Origin of the sequence: Nonomuraea sp. C10 (genome assembly GCF_008017515.1) — a bacterium.
GTDB classification, from domain to species: Bacteria; Actinomycetota; Actinomycetes; order Streptosporangiales; family Streptosporangiaceae; genus Nonomuraea; species Nonomuraea ferruginea.
The window spans coordinates 5,612,583-5,631,167 of the sequence record NZ_VPFF01000001.1; the positions used below are offsets into that span (position 1 = coordinate 5,612,583).

Annotated in this window: 16 protein-coding genes; 8 read left to right on the forward strand and 8 right to left on the reverse strand. The window is 72.1% G+C overall.

Features of this window, described 5'->3' with window-relative positions:
• Positions 1 to 2: 2 nt before the first annotated feature.
• Genes FR742_RS25715 through FR742_RS25725 form a run of 3 tightly spaced genes read right to left on the reverse strand, consistent with a single transcriptional unit; the run spans position 3 to position 2,404 of the window.
• Entirely contained in the window at positions 3 to 770 is a 768-nt protein-coding gene (locus FR742_RS25715; RefSeq protein ID WP_222709055.1) for an ABC transporter permease, read from the reverse strand.
• Positions 760 to 1,764 (reverse strand): ABC transporter ATP-binding protein, encoded by a 1,005-nt coding sequence (locus FR742_RS25720; RefSeq protein ID WP_148033311.1) that lies wholly within the window; start codon positions 1,762 to 1,764, stop codon positions 760 to 762. The genes FR742_RS25715 and FR742_RS25720 overlap by 11 nt, the downstream gene beginning before the upstream one ends.
• On the reverse strand, positions 1,751 to 2,404 hold the full coding sequence (locus FR742_RS25725; protein WP_148033312.1) for an ABC transporter permease: 654 nt from the start codon (positions 2,402 to 2,404) through the stop codon (positions 1,751 to 1,753). Before FR742_RS25725 ends, FR742_RS25720 begins: the two co-directional genes overlap by 14 nt.
• 106 nt (positions 2,405 to 2,510) lie before the next feature.
• Between FR742_RS25725 and FR742_RS25730 the strand changes: the two genes are divergently transcribed.
• Both FR742_RS25730 and FR742_RS45965 read left to right on the forward strand, forming a co-directional pair.
• Positions 2,511 to 3,296, forward strand: coding sequence for an IclR family transcriptional regulator (locus tag FR742_RS25730; protein WP_148033313.1), 786 nt, complete (start codon positions 2,511 to 2,513; stop codon positions 3,294 to 3,296).
• A 158-nt stretch (positions 3,297 to 3,454) separates the two neighbouring features.
• Positions 3,455 to 5,719, forward strand: coding sequence for a pectinesterase family protein (locus tag FR742_RS45965; RefSeq protein ID WP_148033314.1), 2,265 nt, complete (start codon positions 3,455 to 3,457; stop codon positions 5,717 to 5,719).
• 97 nt (positions 5,720 to 5,816) lie between these two features.
• On the opposite strand, the gene FR742_RS25740 is transcribed toward FR742_RS45965, so the two are convergent.
• The 3 genes from FR742_RS25740 to FR742_RS25750 are packed head-to-tail and all read right to left on the reverse strand — an operon-like array spanning position 5,817 to position 8,927.
• The gene (locus FR742_RS25740) at positions 5,817 to 6,086 is read right to left on the reverse strand and encodes a hypothetical protein (RefSeq protein WP_148033315.1); all 270 of its coding nucleotides are present in this window, start codon (positions 6,084 to 6,086) and stop codon (positions 5,817 to 5,819) included.
• Positions 5,975 to 7,624: a potassium/proton antiporter gene (locus FR742_RS25745; protein ID WP_148033316.1), complete on the reverse strand. Its 1,650-nt coding sequence runs from the start codon at positions 7,622 to 7,624 to the stop codon at positions 5,975 to 5,977. Before FR742_RS25745 ends, FR742_RS25740 begins: the two co-directional genes overlap by 112 nt.
• 16 nt (positions 7,625 to 7,640) lie before the next feature.
• Entirely contained in the window at positions 7,641 to 8,927 is a 1,287-nt protein-coding gene (locus FR742_RS25750; protein ID WP_148033317.1) for an SLC13 family permease, read from the reverse strand.
• Positions 8,928 to 9,151: 224 nt separating this feature from the next.
• On the opposite strand from FR742_RS25750, the gene FR742_RS25755 reads away from it, so the two are divergent.
• The 6 genes from FR742_RS25755 to FR742_RS25780 all read left to right on the forward strand — a co-directional run bounded on the left by FR742_RS25755 (position 9,152) and on the right by FR742_RS25780 (position 15,261).
• The gene (locus FR742_RS25755; protein WP_148033318.1) at positions 9,152 to 10,141 is read left to right on the forward strand and encodes a histidine kinase; all 990 of its coding nucleotides are present in this window, start codon (positions 9,152 to 9,154) and stop codon (positions 10,139 to 10,141) included.
• Between the two features lie 5 nt (positions 10,142 to 10,146).
• Positions 10,147 to 10,794 carry a response regulator transcription factor gene (locus FR742_RS25760; RefSeq protein ID WP_246640777.1) on the forward strand — a complete coding sequence of 216 codons (648 nt, stop codon included), beginning with the start codon at positions 10,147 to 10,149 and terminating at the stop codon, positions 10,792 to 10,794.
• A gap of 85 nt (positions 10,795 to 10,879) precedes the next feature.
• The gene (locus tag FR742_RS25765; RefSeq protein ID WP_148033320.1) at positions 10,880 to 11,104 is read left to right on the forward strand and encodes a LacI family DNA-binding transcriptional regulator; all 225 of its coding nucleotides are present in this window, start codon (positions 10,880 to 10,882) and stop codon (positions 11,102 to 11,104) included.
• Positions 11,105 to 11,109: 5 nt separating this feature from the next.
• Complete coding sequence (locus FR742_RS25770) at positions 11,110 to 11,829, forward strand: substrate-binding domain-containing protein (RefSeq protein WP_148033321.1); 720 nt, start codon at positions 11,110 to 11,112, stop codon at positions 11,827 to 11,829.
• On the forward strand, positions 11,769 to 13,841 hold the full coding sequence (locus tag FR742_RS25775) for a beta-galactosidase (RefSeq protein ID WP_261808745.1): 2,073 nt from the start codon (positions 11,769 to 11,771) through the stop codon (positions 13,839 to 13,841). Before FR742_RS25770 ends, FR742_RS25775 begins: the two co-directional genes overlap by 61 nt.
• Before the next feature lie 7 nt (positions 13,842 to 13,848).
• Positions 13,849 to 15,261: a GH1 family beta-glucosidase gene (locus FR742_RS25780; RefSeq protein ID WP_148033322.1), complete on the forward strand. Its 1,413-nt coding sequence runs from the start codon at positions 13,849 to 13,851 to the stop codon at positions 15,259 to 15,261.
• A gap of 62 nt (positions 15,262 to 15,323) precedes the next feature.
• Here the strand turns inward: FR742_RS25780 and FR742_RS25785 are convergent, their stop codons facing one another.
• Entirely contained in the window at positions 15,324 to 17,804 is a 2,481-nt protein-coding gene (locus FR742_RS25785) for a PEP/pyruvate-binding domain-containing protein (RefSeq protein WP_148033323.1), read from the reverse strand.
• A 46-nt stretch (positions 17,805 to 17,850) separates the two neighbouring features.
• Positions 17,851 to 18,579 carry a TetR/AcrR family transcriptional regulator gene (locus FR742_RS25790; RefSeq protein WP_148033324.1) on the reverse strand — a complete coding sequence of 243 codons (729 nt, stop codon included), beginning with the start codon at positions 18,577 to 18,579 and terminating at the stop codon, positions 17,851 to 17,853.
• Positions 18,580 to 18,585 lie beyond the last annotated feature (6 nt).

Genomic DNA, 18,585 nt, shown 5'->3' on the forward strand with positions numbered 1-18,585 from the left:
GATCACATGCCCCGGGGCTTGAGCAGCTTCTCGGCGAGGCTGCCCAGCCAGTCGATGAAGAAGGCGATGCACGCGGTCAGCACGCCGCCGACGATGGTGACGGGCATCCGGTTGAGCTTGAGCCCGTTGATGATCAGTTCGCCCAGCCCGCCCGCGGCCACGAAGGCGCCGAGCGTGGCGACGCCGACGGTCAGCACCAGGGCGGTGCGCAGACCGGCGAGGATGGCGGGCACGGCGAGCTTGAGCTCGACCCGGCGCAGCACCTGGCCCTTGGTCATGCCCATGCCGCGGGCGGACTCGACGAGCGCGGGGTCGATCTGCTGCAGACCGACCATGGTGTTGCGCAGCACCGGCAGCACGGCGTAGATGACCAGGCCGACCAGCGCCGTCTGGAAGCCCACGCCCAGCACGAACGTGGCCAGCACGAGCAGCCCGATGCACGGCACGGCCTGCCCGAGGTTGCCCGCGGTGAGGATGACCGGGGTGATGAACCGGTTCCTGGAGCGCGAGGCGACGATGCCCAGCGGGACCGCGATGATCACCACGAGGGCGGTGGCCGCCACGGTCATCTGCAGGTGCTCGATCACCTTGGCGACGATCACCTCGCGGTTGAGGCTGCGGCGCTCGATGGAGTCGAGCTCCAGCGTGCTCACCCAGGCGTAGAGGGCGACCAGGACGACGGCGATCGCGGCCGGGGTGAGCACGTGGCGCAGTCCGGAAGCGCGGACGGGCGCGCCGGCCCGGCCGATGGCGATCGTGTCAGCGGTCACCGGCCGCCACCTCCTCGCGGCCGGTCTTCGCGCCGTCCGTGCCCACGGCCTCGCACAGCGCGGTGTAGGTGAGCACCCCGGACGGGGTGGCGCACCTGTCGCTGCCGTGGGCGACCATGGTGTCCAGCGCCTCGCGCAGGCTGGTGCCCGCGTCCACCCGCGGCAGCCCGTTGCTCGACGGTACGGGCCCGACGGCCGGCACGTCGTCCACCGTCAGCAGCGCCAGCCGCTTCAGCGTGGCGTCCTGGCCGATGAAGCCGGCCACGTAGTCGTCGGCGGGCGCGGCCAGGATGTTGGCGGGCGTGTCGTACTGGGCGATGTGCGAGCGCTCGCGCAGCACCGCGATGCGGTCGCCGAGCGTGATCGCCTCCTCGAAGTCGTGCGTGACGAAGATGATCGTCTTGCGCAGCTTCTTCTGCAGCTTGGCGAACTCGCTCTGCAGGTGCTCGCGGGTGATCGGGTCGGTGGCGCCGAAGGGCTCGTCCATCAGCATCACCGGCGGGTCGGCGGCCAGCGCGCGGGCCACGCCGACCCGCTGCTGCTGCCCTCCGGACAGCTGGCGCGGGTAGCGGTCGTGGTACGCGCCGGGCTCCAGGTTGACCAGCGACAGCAGCTCCTCGACCCGGTCCGCGACCTTGGCCGCGGGCCAGCCGAGCAGCTTGGGCACCAGGGCCACGTTCTCGCCCACGGTCAGGTGGGGGAACAGCCCCACCTGCTGGATGGCGTACCCGATGTGCCGGCGCAGCTCGTCGGGGTGCAGGTTGAGCACGTCCTCGCCGCCGATGCGGATCTCCCCGGCGGTGGGCTCCACCAGCCGGTTGATCATCTTCATCGTGGTGGTCTTGCCGCAGCCGGACGGCCCGACGAAGACGACCAGCTCACCGGCCGGGATGTCGAGGTTGACGTTGTCGACCGCTGGAGCCGGCTGCCCCGGGTAGTGCTTGGTCAGCCCCCGCAACTCGATGCGGACGCCTGCGGAATCACGGTCGAACACGAAGCCCCCTAGGGGTGGTCAGCTGGCGGACGGCGAAGAAGAACGCGTCGAAGAGCACCGCGATGACCACGATGCCGAGCGTTCCGGCGAGCGTCGCGTTCAGCGAGTTCACCGAGCCGAGCCTGGCCAGTCCTTCGAAGATCTGGGTGCCGAGGCCGGGGCCGTCGACGTAGGCGGCGATGGCCGCGATGCCGATGAGCATCTGGGCCGAGACCCGGACGCCGGTCAGGATCAGCGGCCAGGCCAGCGGGAGCCGCACCTTCACCAGCACCCTCGCGGCGCTCAGGCCCATCCCGCGGCCTGCCTCGACGGTGGCGGCGTCGACGCCGTTCAGCCCGGTCACCGTGTTCCTGATGATCGGCAGAAAGGCGTACCCGGTGAGCGCGACGAGCGTGGGCCCCCAGCCGAGTCCGGTGATCGGGATGAGCAGGGTGAGCAGTGCCAGCGAGGGGATGGTGAGGATGCCCGCGGACAGCGCCAGCGAGGCGCCGCGCACCTTGGGGGCCTGGAAACCGAGGAGTCCGATGCCGACCCCCACCACGGTCGCGATGCCGATCGCGATGGCGACGACCAGGGCGTGTTCGGCAGCGGCCAGCGAGAGAGTCCCCCATCGAGAGACCACGTACTCGCCGAAAGTCATGAAAGAACCGCCTTCGCTTACTCTTGCACTGGCATGTAAACGTATGACCGTGTTGCGGTGATTGCAAAATTAGTTGCACCTAGCGCAACACCATTGTTATGAACGGATGAGCATGACCGAGAGGCCGGCAGTGTCGTCGGCGGGTCTCCGCCGAGACCTGGAGATCCTTGACGTTCTCGCTGGTCACGGCGCTGAACGTGACGCCGAGGGCTTCGGCGTGAGCTGGATCGCGCAACGCCTGGGGCGGGAGAAGAGCCAGGTGTCACGGGCGCTGCGCGCGCTGGAGGCCGAGGGCATGGTCGAACGCGACCCGCTGACCCGGCGCTACCGGCTCGGCTGGCGGCTGTTCGCGCTCGCGGCCCGCACCCAGCAGGCCCGGCTGGCGCAGGTGGCCGCGCCGTGCCTGCGGAGGCTGGCGTCCGCCTTCGACGAGGACACCCACCTGTGCGTGCTCCGCGGCGAGCAGGTGCTCACCCTGCTGTCGGCCCCCTCGTCACGGGCGTACCACCGGGTCTGGGAAGGCGTCGCGGTGCCGGTTCTCATGGCGGGCGCGGGGCGGGCGCTGCTCGCCGACTGGCATCAGGACCACGTGCGCGAGCTGCTGCACGCCTCCCTGCCGGGCGGCCTGGACTCGGCGATCGCCGACGAGGAGCAGTGGCTCGCCGACCTGGCGCACGTCCGGGAGTTCGGGTACGTGGTGAGCGCGGTCGAGCTGGACGACCTCCCCGGGGGCATCACGGCCCCGGTGCGCGACCACCGCCGCCTCATCGTCGCGGCCATCAGCATGTCGCTGACCCGCGTGCCCCCGGAGTCGCGCCTGGAGGAGATGGGCAAGGTGGTGGCGGAGTCGGCCCAGGAGCTGTCCGCCGCCCTCGGTTACCCGCAGCCCTAGCGTCACCGGCCCCCGCGTCCGCGCGGGGGCTTTTGTTCTGCCAGGGCTGCAACCGTTTGCCGCAGCAACAGTGCAGTTTTACTAGGAACCATTGACGTTTCAGAAGAGCTACGTCAACGTTTCGTGCAACCGATTGCCACCCTCACGAGAGGTTGCGCATGCGACTTCTGTCACTCCCCCCGGTGATCGCCGTCATGATCATCGCGGCGGCCGCCCCCGCCGCCGCCGCTCCCCCGCCCAGGAGCGTCATCGTGGTCGCCGCCGACGGCTCCGGCGACCACACCACCGTGCAGGACGCCGTGGACGCCGTGCCCTCCGGCAACGCCAGGCCGGTGACCGTCCTCGTCCGCGAGGGCACCTACAAGCAGCAGGTCGTCATCCCCGCCGACAAGCCGCACATCACCCTCGCAGGAGACACCGACGACCCCGCCAAGGTGGTGCTGACCTTCGACGCCGCCGCCACGATCCAGCGGCCCGACGGCTCCGGGCCGTACGGCACCTCGGGCAGCGCCTCGTACGTGATCAGCGCGCCCGACTTCACCGCGCGCGACCTCACGTTCGAGAACTCCTACGACGAGGCCGCGCACGGCCCCAGCCAGGCCGTCGCCGTCCGCACCACCGGCGACCGGCAGGTGTACGACAACGTCCGGTTCATCGGCAACCAGGACACGCTCTACGCCAACACCGAGAGCGCGGGCGCGACCGCCCGGCAGTACTTCCACGACTGCTACGTGGAAGGCGACGTGGACTTCATCTTCGGCCGGGCCACCGCCGTCTTCGACCGGTGCGTCATCAAGGCCCTGGACCGGGGCGACGCCGCCAACAACGGCTACGTCACCGCCGCGAGCACCGAGGTGGCCAACCCGTACGGGTTCCTGATCCACCGCAGCCACCTGGTCAGCGACGCCCCCGCCGGGACGTACCACCTGGGCCGGCCGTGGCCGGCGGGCGGGTCGCCGACGGCGCGCGGGCAGGTGCTGGTCCGCGAGTCGTGGCTGGGCCAGCAGTTCAAGGACGCCCCGTGGACCGACATGTCGGGCCTGAGCTGGCGGGACGCGCGCCTGTCCGAGTACCGCAACCACGGCCCCGGCGCCACCGCCGGGGAGGACAGGCCGCAGCTCTCCGCCCGGGACGCCGCCCGCCTCACCCCTCACCACTACCTGAAGGGCCGCGACGGCTGGAACCCCGTCCGCCACCACCACGACCGGCCCGACCCGTACCGGCTGGGCCGCGAGACTCTCGGCGAGAAGGACGGCTGGGCGGCGGCCGGCACCGGCACCACGGGCGGTTCCGCCGCCCGCCCGGAGGACGTGCATGTCGTCTCCACCAGGGCCGATCTGATCGCCGCGCTCGGCGGGCCGGCCGACAACCGGCCGCGGATCGTGTACGTGAAGGGCGCGATAGACGCCGACACCGACGCCGCGGGCAACCCGCTGACCTGCGCGGACTACGCCGTCGGCGGCTACAGCCTGGAGGCGTACCTGGCCGCCTACGACCCGGCCGTGTGGGGCCGCTCCAGCCCGCCGTCAGGGCCGCTGGAGGACGCGCGCCGCGCCTCGTACAACGCCATGAGCGAGCACGTGAGCATCGCGGTCGGCTCCAACGTCACCCTGGTCGGGCTGGGGCGCGACGCCGCGCTGAAGAGCTTCGGCCTGCGGATCAGGAACGCCGACAACGTGATCGTGCGCAACCTCACGATCAGCGACACGGCCGACTGCTTCCCGCAGTGGGACCCGACGGACGGCGAGGAGGGCAACTGGAACGCCTCCTTCGACAACGTCGAGATCTCCGGCTCGACCCACGTGTGGCTGGACCACAACACGCTGAACGACGGCGACAACCCGGACGCGAACCAGCCGCTGTACTTCGGCCGGCCGTACCAGGTGCACGACGGGCTGCTCGACGTGGTGCGCGGCTCGAACTACGTGACCCTGTCGTGGAACCACCTGAGCGACCACGACAAGGTGACGCTGATCGGCAACACCGACAACCCCGCTTCCTACCAGGAGGCGGACAAGCTGAAGGTGACCGTGCACCACAACTACTTCGAGGGGCTCGGCCAGCGGACCCCGCGGGTGCGCTTCGGCCAGGTGCACGTCTACAACAACTACTTCACGGGTGGCGGCCCGTACGTGTACAGCATCGGGGTCGGCTTCCAGTCGCAGGTGTACGCGAACGCCAACGCGTTCGACGGCATCGCCGCCGAGAAGGTGCTGACCGTGTTCAAGGGCACCGCGATCACCGCGAAGGACAACCTGGTCGACGGCCGGCCGGTCGATCTGGTCGCCGCCCACAACGCCGCCGCCGGCGCGAGCCTCGGCGGTGACGCCGGCTGGACGCCGGCCCTGTACACCCGCGTCCACCCGCCGCGGGCGCTGCGCGCCCTGGTTCCCGCCGGTGCGGGCGCGGGACGCGTCCGCTGAAACCTGCCACGCGCCGGTCTGCGTGACCGGCCGCGCAGCGGATGCGCGGCCGGGAGGGCCCGCCTGACCCGGGCCCTCCCGGCCGGACCGGCCGCCGTCAGCGGCCGGCGGTCAGCTCCGCCAGGCGGCGCTCGATCGCGGCCAGCCGGTCGTCGAGCGACCGGCTGTGCAGCAGCTCGGCGAGCCGGTCGGCTTCGTCGGGCTCCAGCTCGGCCGTGCGGCCGACGTCGTCGGAGTCGTCCTCGCCGTAGAAGGTCAGCGCGCGTCGGCCGTCGTGGTAATCGATGAAGGCGAGCCGGTCACCTCTTCTGGTTCTGATCTGGTAAATGTGGCCGGTTCCGGGGACCGTCGCCGGTGTGATCTCCATCTCCCTCTGCCTCCGTTGTTCTTGTGGGGTCGGTCGGGTCTGGGGTCCGGATCGCCGCTCTCGCCGTGCCAGCGGGCCAGCCGGCCGCGGCGGCCGACGGCTCGCAGGCGCCGCTCGACCTCGTCGCGGGTGCGGGAGGTGGCGACGATCAGCAGCTGGTCGCCCTCGTACAGCCGGGACTCTGGAAGGGGCACGAGCGCGGAGCTGCCGCGGATGACCAGGCTGATGACCGCCGGACGGGGCAGACGCAGCTCCGACACCTCCACCCCGTGCAGCATCGATCCTTCGGGGACGGAGACCGTGAGCAGCTCGGCGTCGAGCACGTCGAGCGGCGCCGACTCGATGTCCACCTCCCGGGCCTCCTCGGGCCTGACCAGGCCGAGCAGGCGGGTGATCCCGAGCAGGCCGGGCCCCTGGATCAGGGTGAACACCACGACCAGCACGAAGACGATGTGCAGCAGGTCGAGCGCGCCGGGCACCTGGGCCACGATCGGGAACGTCGTCAGCACGATCGGCACCGCCCCGCGCAGCCCCGCCCAGGAGATGAACGCCTGCTCACGCCAGGGCACCCGGAACGGCACCAGGCACAGGAGCACCGAGACCGGCCGGGCCACCAGCAGCAGGAAGGCGCCGATGACGAGCGCCGGCAGCAGCGCGTCGAGCAGCTCGCTCGGATCGACCAGCAGGCCGAGCATGACGAACAGCCCGATCTGCGCGAGCCAGCCCGCGCCCTCGGCGAAGGACCGGGTGGCGGCCCGGTGCGGCAGCACGGCGTTGCCGAGCACGATCCCCGACAGGTAGGCGGCGATGATGCCGGAGGCGTTGGCCGCGCCCGCCGCGGCGAAGGCGCAGATGCCGAAACCGAAGGATGCCAGCGGGTACAGCCCGGTGGCGGGCAGCGCCACGTAGCGCAGCGTCACCACGCCGACCAGGGCCACGCCCAGACCGATGAGCGCGCCCGTGGCGATCTGGTAGACCATCTGCCCGCCGATGGCGAACGGGCCGGGCAGGCCACCGGAGGCGCTGAAGACCAGCACCAGGATCACGGTGGGCGCGTCGTTGAAGCCGGACTCGGCCTCGACCATGCTGGCCAGCTTGCGCGGCAGCGGCAGCGACCGCAGCACGGCGAAGACCGCCGCCGCGTCGGTGGACGACACGATGGCGCCGAGCAGCAGCGCGAGCTGCCAGTCCATGCCCAGCAGGTAGTGCGCGCCCGTGGCGGTCACGAGCACGCTGATGACCACGCCGGCGGTGGCCAGCAGGGCCGAGGGGGCGAGCAGCCGGCGGACGTCGGCCCACCGGGTGCTCAGCCCGCCCTCGACCAGGATGACGGCCAGCGCCGTCGTTCCCAGGGTCTGGGCGAGCTGGGCGTCGTCGAAGGGGATGCCCAGCACGTCCTCCCCGACCAGGACGCCCAGCCCGAGGAACAGCAGGAGGCTGGGCAGGCCGAGGCGGGCTGCGGTGCGCGCCGCGGCGATGCTGGCGAGCAGCACCAGGCCGCCCACCAGCAACACCACGTACAGCTGCGGCAACGTCATCGTCGCCCCTCCTCACTCAGACGAAATAGCGCAGCCAGACGTAGAGCCAGGCCATTGCTGTGCTGATCGCCGTGACGAGGATGCCGTACTTGGTGAACTGCCAGAACGTGATCTTGTGGCCGGAGCGGGCAGCCAGGCCGATGGCGACCACGTTCGCGCTGGCCGCCACCGCGGTGCCGTTGCCGCCGAAGTCCGCGCCCAGCGCGAACGCCCACCACAACGCCTGCCCGGTGTCAGGATCGGGAGCCTGCGCGACCAGCCCTTCCACGATAGGTGCCATGGTGGCCACATAGGGGATGTTGTCGAAGAACGCGCCGAGGATCGCCGAACCCCAGACCAGCGCGGTCGCCGCGCCGAAGAAGTTGTCGCCGACGGCCTCGACCGCCCAGACGCCGATGGTCTCGATGACCCCGGTGTGCACGAGCCCGGCGACCATGACGAACAGTCCGATGAAGAAGACCAGCGTCGGCCACTCGACCTCGGCCATGACCTCGGACGTCTCGGCCCGCGCCACCAGCATCATCACGCCCGCGCCGACCAGCGCCACGATGGACGGCTCGACGTGCACGATGGCGTGCAGCCCGAAACCGACGATCACCAGGGCGAGTACGATCATGCACCGGACCAGGAGCTTCGGGTCCGTGATGGCCCGCTTCTCCTGCAGCTTCATCACTTCGGCGACCCGGTCGGGGTTGTACTGGAACGACTTCCTGAACATCACCCGCGTCAGCAGCAGGAAGGCCACGAAGACCACCACGACGATGGGCGACATGTGCACGAGGAAGTCGTTGAAGGTCAGGCCCGCGCGGCTGCCGATGATGATGTTCGGCGGGTCGCCGATGAGGGTGGCCGCGCCGCCGATGTTGGAGGCGAGCACCTCGGCGATGATGTAGGGCTGGGCTGGGATGTCAAGACGTTCACACACCATCAACGTCACCGGCACGACCAGCATGATCGTGGTGACGTTGTCAAGGAAGGGGGAGGCGATCGCGGTGATGGCCATGAGCATCACCATCAGCCGGTAGGGCTTCCCCTGCGACTTCTTCGCGGCCCAGATGGCCAGAAAGTCGAAAAGTCCCGTCTGTTTGATGATCCCCACGATGATCATCATGCCGAGCAGCAGGAAGATGACGTTCCAGTCGATGCCCTCATGCTCGGAGTAGAAGACTTCCGCGCCGGGGATCAGCCCGAGCACCGCCATGACGCCGGCGGCCACGAGCACCACCTTGACCTTGTTCACCTTCTCGGTGGCGATGAAGTAGTACGCCACCACGAAGACGGTCAGGGCGATGACACCGCTCATCGGGCGTGCCCCGGCGGGCCGGTGCGAGCCGGACGGCAAACGGGCAACAGATACGGTGCAGATATGGCGGGTTGTCTCATGGTTTCCAGTTTCGGTAACGGACCGGTAACCACGCCATCGGGTCTGACACCCATCTCCGGTGGGGGAAACCATGTAGGTACGCACAAGGAGATGGGTGCTGCTACGGATGGACACGCACGCCGTCCGGCGGCGACTCTGATGATATGAAAGAGCGACGTCCGGCATCCGCCCGCTCACCTGCGCAGGCGCTGTTCCGGCGGCTCATCGTGATCAACGGCCTGGTGTTCACGGTCGGCACGCTGGTCCTGGCGGTGTCACCCGCCACGGTGTCCGCGCCCGTGCTGCTCACCGAGATCCCGGTGCTGACGATCGGCCTGGCGCTGATGCTGGGCGCCAACGCGGTGCTGCTGCACCGCAGCCTGGCTCCACTGGTGGCGCTCACCGCGCTCATGCAGCGGGTCGACCTGCTGCGCTCCCGCGACCGACTCGCCGAGAGCGGCAACGGCGACCTGACCGACGTGGTGGCGACCTTCAACGCGATGCTGGACCGGCTGGAGGCCGAGCGCAGCACCGCCGCCGCGCACGCGCTGGCCGCCCAGGAGGGCGAGCGGCAGCGCATCGCCCGCGAGCTGCACGACGAGATCGGCCAGAGCCTGACGGTGGTGCTGCTCGGCCTCAAGCGCGCCGTCGACCTCGCGCCGGAGGAGCTGCGCGAGGAGCTGCACAACATCCAGGAGACGGTACGGGGCAGCCTGGACGAGGTGCGCCAGGTCGCCAGGCGGCTGCGCCCGGGGATGCTGGAGGACCTGGGGCTGATCGCCTCGCTGAACGCGCTGGCCGCCGACTTCGGCGAGATGTCCGACGCCCACGTCACCCGCCGCCTGGAGTCGCACCTGCCGGAGCTGGGCGAGGAGGCCGAGCTGGTGGTCTACCGCATCGCGCAGGAGGGGCTGACCAACGTGGCCAGGCACGCCAGGGCGACCAAGGTCGAGCTCTCGCTCTGCCGCCGGCCCGACGGCGTGGTGCTGAAGATCGCCGACAACGGCCGGGGCGGCCCGATGACCGAGGGCACGGGCGTACGCGGCATGCGTGAGCGCGCGCTGCTGATCGGCGCCCGCTTGACCATCACCAGCCCACCGGGGGGCGGAACCACCGTGCGGCTGGCCATACCGGTCCGGCCGGAAAGGAACTGATCAGGTTGGAACGGACCCGCATCCTGCTCGCCGACGACCACGCCCTCGTGCGGCGTGGGCTGCGGATGATCCTGGACGCCGAGCCCGACCTCGTCGTGGTCGCCGAGGCCGGCAACGGCGCGGAGGCCGTCGAGCTGGCCGGCGAGGGAGTCGACCTGGCCATCCTCGACATCGCCATGCCGCGCATGACCGGCATCCAGGCGGCGCGCGAGATCTCCCGGCGCGCCCCCGAGGTGCGCCTGCTGATGCTGTCCATGTACGACAACGAGCAGTACCTGTTCGAGTCGCTGAAGGCCGGGGCGTCCGGCTACGTGCTCAAGTCGGTGGCCGACCGCGACCTGTTGGAGGCGTGCCGCGCGGCGATGCGCGGCGAGCCCTTTCTCTACCCGGGCGCGGTGACCGCGCTCATCCGCGACTTCCTGCAGCGCGATACCCGGGGCGAGGAGCTGCCGGGGAGCCTGCTCACGCCGCGCGAGGAGGAGATCGTCAAGCTCATAGCCGAGGGCCACTCGTCCAAAGCGATAGCGGACATGCTGGTGATCAGCATCAAGACGGTCGACCGGCACCGCGCCAACGTGCTGGCCAAACTGGGCATGCGCGACCGGCTGGAGCTGACCCGGTACGCGATAAGAGCGGGTCTCATAGAGCCCTGAGCTCCCGCCCGTTGACATCCCGACAAACCGCCCCATACGTTTTGCGAAACGTTTCGATCCGCGTCCTGGCAGGAACCGGAGGGGCATGACCTCGTTGCGCGACGTGGCCGAGCGCGCCCAGGTGGCCGTCAGCACGGTCTCCGCCGCACTCAACGGGACCCGTCCGGTGAAGGCGGAGACCAAGCGCCGCATCGAGCGGGCCGCGGCCGAGCTGGGCTACCGGCCCAACCTGCTGGCCCGCGGCCTGGTGTCCAAGCGGACCCGCATCCTGGCGCTGCTGCTCCCCCGCCCGGCAGCGGGTTCGGGCTGACCGAGATGCGGTTCGCGACCGGAGCCGCCGAGGCCGCCGCCGAGCTGGGCTACCACCTGCTGCTGTCGCCCGAGAGCGCCGATTCGGTCGAGGAGCTGCGTTACCTGACCGGGGTGACTCCTCCACTTCCTGAAGGAAGCGGCTTCTCGCTTTCCCCTGCTGAGGTAGGCGACGGACAAGCCCTGCCCGTTTCGAACAAAGAAACCATAACAGGGAAGCGATTCCCCTGCCGGGTGAACCCGGCAGTCCCCTCGCTAGATCTGATGGAGGTCCGGCTGGCCGACGAGCGGACGGACTTCCTGCTGGAGTCGGGCACGCGCGAGGCCGGCCTGTGGTACGCGGGCGACGTGCGCGCCGACACGGCCGGCGAGGGCCGGCTCGCCTTCGAGCGGCTGATGGCCGAGCACCCCGAGGTGACGGCGGTGGCGGCGATGAGCGACCAGGCGGCGGTCGGCGTGCTCCAGGCGGTCGAGGAGCGCGGCTGGCGCGTCCCCGGTGACCTGTCGCTCCTGCTGGCCAGCGCCTCGGCCCGGGTGGCGGAGATGTTCCGGCCCCGGCTGACCACGCTGGAGCCGCCCGGGGCCGAGCTGGGCAGGCTGGGCGCCCGCATGCTCATCGACCGGCTGGAGTCCCCCGGCTCGCCGCCGGCGCAGCGCCTGGTGCCGTGCCGGCTGGTGATCGGCGACAGCTCGGCGCCGCCGCGCGGGAGCGGGGCCGCGCGGTGAGTCCCGGCCTGCGCGACCTGACCCGGCGGCACGGGCTGCTGTTCGGCGGCGACTACAACCCCGAGCAGTGGCCGGAGGAGGTCTGGGCCGAGGACGTCCGGCTGATGCGGGAGGCCGGGGTCAACCTGGTCACGGTCGGCGTGTTCAGCTGGGCGCGGATCGAGCCGGAGCCGGGCGTCAGGGACTTCGGCTGGCTGGACCGGGTGCTCGACCTGCTCGCCGGCGCGGGCGTCGCGGTGGACCTGGCCACGCCCACCGCCTCGCCGCCGCCCTGGCTGGGGCACCGGTGGCCGGAGACGCTGCCGGTGGACGAGTCGGGGCACCGGCTCTGGTACGGCTCGCGCAACCAGTTCTGCCCGTCCTCGCCGGTCTACCGGGAACGGGCGCTGGCCCTGGTGGAGGACCTGGCCGGCCGCTACGCCGGGCATCCGGCGCTGGCCCTGTGGCACGTGGGCAACGAGTACGGGCAGGTGTGCCACTGCGACACCACCGCCGAGGCGTTCCGTACCTGGTTACGGGAGCGGCACGGCGACCTCGGCGCGCTCAACGACGCGTGGGGCACGGCCTTCTGGAGCCAGCGTTACAGCGCCTGGGAGGAGGTGCTGCCGCCCCGGCGCGCTCCTTACCTGGTCAACCCGGCGCAGCGGCTCGACTTCCGGCGGTTCTGCTCCGACGCGCTGCTCGCGCATTTCAGGGCCGAGCGCGACGTGCTGCGCGCCCACACCCCGGACATCCCGGTCACCACGAACTTCATGGGGTTCTTCAACCTCGTCGACTACTGGTCGTGGGCGCCCGAGGAGGACGTCGTCTCCGACGACTGGTACCCGGACCCGGCCGACCCGCTGTCCCACGTGCGGGCCGCGCTCACGCACGACCTGATGCGCTCGCTCGCCGGCGGGCCGTGGATGCTCATGGAGCAGGCGGTCTCCGCCGTGAACTGGCGGCCGCACAACCTGCCCAAACCACCCGGGCAGCTGCGGCTGGAGTCCTTCCAGGCCGTGGCGCGGGGCGCGGACGGGCTCTGCTACTTCCAGTGGCGGGCCTCCCGCTCCGGCTCCGAGCGCTTCCATTCGGCGATGGTCCCGCACGCCGGGCCGGACACGCGGCTGCATCGCGAGGTGCGCGCGCACGGCGCGGAGCTGCGCGCGCTCGCCGGGGTGGCGGGCACGCGGGTGCCCGCGCGGGTGGCGCTGGTGTTCGACTGGCCGAGCTGGTGGGCGGCGACCGAGCGCGGCCTGCCCAGCGACCGGCTCGACCCGGTGGAGGAGCTGTTCCGCTACTACCGGCCGTTCTGGGAGCGCGGGGTGAGCGTGGACCTCGCACCGCCCTCGGCCGACCTGTCCGGCTACGCGCTGGTGGTGGCCCCCAGCCTGTTCCTGCTCGGCGAGGACGACGCGGCGTCGCTGACTTCGTACGTGCGCGGCGGCGGCACGCTCGCGGTCGGCCCCTTCTCCGGGATCGCCGACCGGGACGCGCGCGTCCACCGGGGACGGTTCCCCGCGCCGCTGCGTGAGGTGCTGGGCCTGTCCGGCGAGGAGTGGCTGCCAGTGCCGGAGGACCGGGCGGTGCCCTGCGCGTGGACGGACGGCGGCGCGTTCACCGCCCGCCTCTGGACCGAGCTGGTACGGGCCGAAGGCGCCGAAGCGGTCGCCGTCTTCGCCGGGAGCGGGGATCCGGCGGTGCTGCGGCACCCCTGCGGCGCGGGCACCGCGTGGTACGTGGCCACGCGGCCCGAGCACGACGCGCTCGCCACGCTGGCCGGGCGCCTGCTCGCCGACGCGGGCGTCACCGGCGCGCTGCCCGGCCCGCCGCCGCCCGGCGTCGAGGCGGTCCGGCGCGGCCCCGCGCTCTTCCTCCTCAACCACGGCGACGGAACCGCCCGCGTGCCGATCCCCGGCCCCGCGCGGGACCTGCTGACCGGAGCCGTCGTGGACGGCGCGGTCACCCTGGCCCCCCGGGAGGCCGTCGCCCTGCAGAGCCCGGAGCACGAAGCATCGAACACTGAGGAGTGACTCCCCGATGACAACCTTCCCCGACGACTTCCTGTGGGGCACGGCCACGGCCGCCTACCAGGTCGAGGGCGCCTGGAACGAGGACGGCCGCGGGCCGTCGATCTGGGACACCTTTTCCCACACGCCCGGCCTGGTGACCGGCGGCGACACCGGTGACCTGGCGTGCGACCACTACCACCGGCTGGAGGAGGACCTGGACCTCCTCGCGGCGCTGGGCGTCGGCGCCTACCGCTTCTCCATCTCCTGGCCGCGCGTGCTGCCCGGCGGCGGCGACCGGGTCAACCAGGCCGGGCTGGACTTCTACCGGCGGCTGGTCGACGGACTGCTGACCAGGAACATCGCCCCGGTGGCCACCCTGTACCACTGGGACCTGCCGCAGGAGCTGGAGGACGCGGGCGGCTGGCCGAACCGCGACACCGCGTACCGGTTCGCCGAGTACGCCCGGCAGACGGGCGAGGCGCTCGGCGACGGCGTGCGCACCTGGATCACGCTCAACGAGCCGTGGTGCTCGGCCTACCTCGGCTACGGCTCCGGCGTGCACGCCCCCGGCCGCACCGATCCGGCCGCGGCGCTGGCCGCCGTGCACCACCTGAACCTGGGCCACGGGCTGGCCGCCCGCGCGCTGCGCGAGGTGGTCGACCCGGCCGCCCAGGTGTCGGTCACGCTCAACCTGCACCACGCGCGCGGCGTCTCCGAGCAGGACGCGGAGGCGGTGCGCCGGGTGGACGCGCTGGCCAACCGGGCCTTCCTCGGCCCGATGCTGGACGGCGCCTACCCGCGCGACCTCATCGACGACACCGCCTCGGTCACCGACTGGTCGTTCGTCAAGGACGGCGACGAGGCGACCGCCGCCGCGCCGATCGAGGTGCTGGGCGTCAACTACTACAACCCGATCCTGGTGCGGCAGTGGGACGGGACCAGCGCCCGCGACACGGCCGACGGGCACGCGGACGGCGCGGCCTCACCGTGGATCAACTGCGCCGACGTCGAGTTCGTCCAGCAGCCCGGACCGTACACCGAGATGGGCTGGAACATCGACGAGACCGGCCTGACGGAGCTGCTGCTGCGGCTGCGCCGCGACTACCCGTCGCTGCCCGTCATGATCACCGAGAACGGCGCGGCCTTCCCCGACGAGGTCTCCGCCGACGGCCGCGTGCACGACGACGACCGGATCGACTACCTGCGCCGCCACCTGACGGCGGTGGCCGAGGCGATCGAGGGCGGGGCGGACGTGCGCGGCTACTTCCTGTGGTCGCTGATGGACAACTTCGAGTGGGCCCACGGGTACGGCAAGCGCTTCGGCATCGTCCGCGTGGACCGCGACACCATGGAGCGCACCTGGAAGGACAGCGCCCGCTGGTACCACGACGTGGTGGCGGCCAACGCGCTCCCCGCCGAGGCGGCCTCCCCGGCGTCGTAGGCACTATCAGCAAGGGCATCGGCCGCCGCTTCGCGGGAGCGCTCCCGCGAAGCGGCGGCCCGTCAGGTCAGGACCTCGACGGTGCCGCGCTCGCCGTCCACGCGGACGCGGTCGCCGTCGCGCAGCCGCATCGTGGCGTTGCCCGTGCCCACCACGGCGGGGATGCCCAGCTCCCTGGCCACGATCGAGGCGTGCGACAGCGGCGCCCCCATGTCCGTCACCACCGCCGCCGCCCTCGGGAACAGCGGCGTCCAGCCCACGTTGGTCAGCGTCGTCACCAGGATCTCGCCCGGCCTGAGCCGGTCGCCGTCCTCCGGCCCGCCGATCAGCCGGGCCACGCCCTCGACCACTCCGGGGGCGCCGGGGAAGCCGGTGACCGTGTCCTGGGGCGGGACGCCGCCGCGCGCGTCGAACAGGTCGGCGCGCCGGTCGGGGTCGGCTGCCCAGCGCACCGGGTCGAACGGGCCGACGATCAGCGCCGGGTAGGCGGGCAGCGCGGCGTAGCGCTCGTAGGTGGCGCGCCGCACGGGCACCTCGGCCGGCGGGCCGGTGTCGCCGCGCAGCACCGCGGCGATCTCCTCCCGGTCCAGGAAGAACAGCTCGTCGCCGCGCCCGGTCAGCTCCCCGGCGCGCAGCACGTACGCGCGCACCACCCAGAACGCTCGGACGACCTCCGAGCGGGCGGCCTCCCGGTCGCGCACCACCGCGTTCCAGCGCCGCACCTTCTCCCGCATCCCGGCGACCTTGCGCGGGTGACTCCGGGCGAACCTGGCCCACGCCGCGCCGGCCGCCTCGCGCTGGCGCTCCAGCAGCGTCCCGGTGTCCTCGGGCAGGTCGCGCAGCCCGGCGAGCTGGGCGTCGAGCCAGGCCGGGTCCTCGCCCGGCCGCGGCATCGAGATCTCGAACTCGTGCGGGCCCCGATGCCCGTGGCGGCGGGCGAACTCCTCGCGGGTGATCTCGCCTCTGGCGACCTTGCCGAGCCCGGTGAGCAGGCCGAGGCTGGCCAGCTCGCCGTCGGCGTTCACGCCGGTGAGCATGGCCTCGGCGTCCACCTCGCCCGCCAGCTTGCGCAGCCGCACGCGGGTGAGCACCAGCGCCGCGCCGCCCTGCCGCCCGGCGGCCTCCAGCATCCGGCAGGCGGTGACGAGGTACGGCAGGATCTCGCGCTCCCCCAGCTCCGCCAGCTCGGGCCCGGAATCGACGGCGGCGATCCGGGAGCGCAGCTCGCCGGCGCGTTCCGGCGCCTCGGCCAGGAACGCCCGCATGCCCTTGAGGTTGCGGCGCACCCGCCTGCGCACCTCGACGGCCACCGGCAGGACCCGCCTGAACAGCTCCCAGCGGGACACGTCCAGCAACGGCACGTCCAGCCCGGCCGGGACCTTGCCGAACACCTCCTCCAGCGCGCTGAGCCGGGACTGGAGCCCGAAGGCGTGGGCCACGGAGTAGGCGATGCTCAGGTTCATGTAGAACCGGCCGCCGATGTTGCCCACCAGGCGGAACCCGGGCAGCGTGGACGCGTACATGGCCTCGCGGATGAAGAGCCGCACGAACGACCAGGTGGCGGGTGTCATCACGTCGGGGATGGCCTCCCCCAGGTTGCCCCCGCTCCACAAGTGGCCGCCCTCGGCCGCGTCGTTCCACTCCTCGTGGCGCTGCCCGAGCGCGGTGATCGGGCGCGCCTGGAGGATGGCGAACGCGCCGTCGCGCCTGGCCCACTCCACGTCCATCGGCGTCCCGTACAACTCCTCGACGCGCGCGCCGAGCGCGGCGAGCTCGACCGCCTGCCGCTCGTCCAGCACGGGCGCGCGGCGCAGTTCCTCGGGGACGGGCCGCTCGCGGGTGCCGTCCTCGGTGCGCACGGTCATGACGGCCTTGTCACCGGTACGGGAGCGCGTGACCCGCCCCTGCGAGACCACCACCGTGTCGGGGGTGACCTGGCCGCCGACGACCGCCTCACCGAGGCCCCAGGCGGCGTCGATCACGGTCTCGTCCCGGGCCCCGGTGACGGGGTCGGCGGTGAACATCACGCCGGCCGCGTCGGCGTCCACCAGCTCCTGCACCACCACGGCGAGCGCCACCTCGGCGTGCGGGACCCTGTTGTGATCGCGGTAGGCGATGGCGCGGGCGTTCCAGAGCGAGGCCCAGCAGCGCCTGACCGCGTCGAGGAGCGTGTCGGCCCGGACGTTCAGGTAGGTGTCCTGCTGGCCGGCGAACGACATGTCCGGCAGGTCCTCGGCGGTGGCCGACGAGCGCACCGCCACCGGAGCCCCGACAGCCTCGTAGGCGGCCAGGATCTCGGCGGCCAGGTCGCCCGGCACGTCCCGGGCGGCGAACAGTCCGGCGATGCGCTCGGCGTCGCCGGCCTCGGCCGCTTCGAGGATCTCGTCCCGGAAGCCGGCGGTGAACGCGCGGTAGGCCTCTGTGGTGACGACGAACCCGCCGGGCACCGGCAGCCCCGCCCCGGCCAGCCGCGCCAGCGAGGCGCCCTTGCCCCCGGCCGTGGCGAGATCACCCGCGGCGTCGAGCGGGATAACAGCCTTCATCACGCCTCCTTGGGTTCAGGAAGCCCGCGCCGGGCGGTCTTCTTCATCACTTCTCCTTTGGCTCGGGAAGTGCCGCGACGCCGAGGGACCCGGCGAGCTTGCGGCAGGCGATCTCCTCGATGGCGTCGAGGCAGGCGCGGGTGGCGCGGGCGACGCCCGGATCCGGAGGCGCGCCGGTGCCGAGCGTCCGGCCGACGGCGTCGGCGACCAGCTCGGCGACGCGCTCGTCCGGCAGCCGCCACTCCTCAGGCCGCATCCCCTGCGGGACCAGGAACCCGTACAGCAGCGCCGTGACCAGGGCGAGCCCTTCGTCGGCGCCGAGGTCGGAGCGGACGGCGCCGAGCGCGGCCAGCTCGTCCAGGTAACGGTCGAAGGCGGCGGCGCCCTCGGTGGCGCCGCCGCTCTCCAGCTTCTGCCGGGTCAGCTTGCCGAGCATCTGGGAATCGCCGACCACGGCCGCCCGCGTCAACGGCCTGCGCAGCAGCGCCGTGGTCAGCGCGCCGATCAGTTCGGGCAGGGTGCCGGGCGCCGCCGCGCGCACCTGCCGCACCATGAGCACCCGGTCACGGCGGAGCAGCGCGACGAAGAGCGCGTCGCGGGTCTTCCAGTGCAGGTAGATCGTGCCCTTGGCGACACCCGCCGCGCGGGCCACGTCCTCGATGGTCGTCTTGTCGTACCCCCAGCGCAGGATCAACTCGGCGGCGGCGTCAAGGATCCGGTGCGCCCGCTCCAGCTGGCGGGCCGGGTCCTGCGGCGGCCGTCCTGGTCTGGCCATCCGTTC

What these genes read in the sequence shown, in the direction of transcription:
- FR742_RS25725 (WP_148033312.1), bottom strand. Translation starts at nt 2,404, where the DNA reads ATGACTTTCGGCGAGTACGTGGTCTCTCGATGGGGGACTCTCTCGCTG.
- FR742_RS25730 (WP_148033313.1), top strand. Translation starts at nt 2,511, where the DNA reads ATGAGCATGACCGAGAGGCCGGCAGTGTCGTCGGCGGGTCTCCGCCGA.
- FR742_RS45965 (WP_148033314.1), top strand. Translation starts at nt 3,455, where the DNA reads ATGCGACTTCTGTCACTCCCCCCGGTGATCGCCGTCATGATCATCGCG.
- FR742_RS25740 (WP_148033315.1), bottom strand. Translation starts at nt 6,086, where the DNA reads ATGGAGATCACACCGGCGACGGTCCCCGGAACCGGCCACATTTACCAG.
- FR742_RS25745 (WP_148033316.1), bottom strand. Translation starts at nt 7,624, where the DNA reads ATGACGTTGCCGCAGCTGTACGTGGTGTTGCTGGTGGGCGGCCTGGTG.
- FR742_RS25750 (WP_148033317.1), bottom strand. Translation starts at nt 8,927, where the DNA reads ATGAGCGGTGTCATCGCCCTGACCGTCTTCGTGGTGGCGTACTACTTC.
- FR742_RS25755 (WP_148033318.1), top strand. Translation starts at nt 9,152, where the DNA reads ATGAAAGAGCGACGTCCGGCATCCGCCCGCTCACCTGCGCAGGCGCTG.
- FR742_RS25765 (WP_148033320.1), top strand. Translation starts at nt 10,880, where the DNA reads ATGACCTCGTTGCGCGACGTGGCCGAGCGCGCCCAGGTGGCCGTCAGC.
- FR742_RS25770 (WP_148033321.1), top strand. Translation starts at nt 11,110, where the DNA reads ATGCGGTTCGCGACCGGAGCCGCCGAGGCCGCCGCCGAGCTGGGCTAC.
- FR742_RS25780 (WP_148033322.1), top strand. Translation starts at nt 13,849, where the DNA reads ATGACAACCTTCCCCGACGACTTCCTGTGGGGCACGGCCACGGCCGCC.
- FR742_RS25785 (WP_148033323.1), bottom strand. Translation starts at nt 17,804, where the DNA reads ATGAAGGCTGTTATCCCGCTCGACGCCGCGGGTGATCTCGCCACGGCC.
- FR742_RS25790 (WP_148033324.1), bottom strand. Translation starts at nt 18,579, where the DNA reads ATGGCCAGACCAGGACGGCCGCCGCAGGACCCGGCCCGCCAGCTGGAG.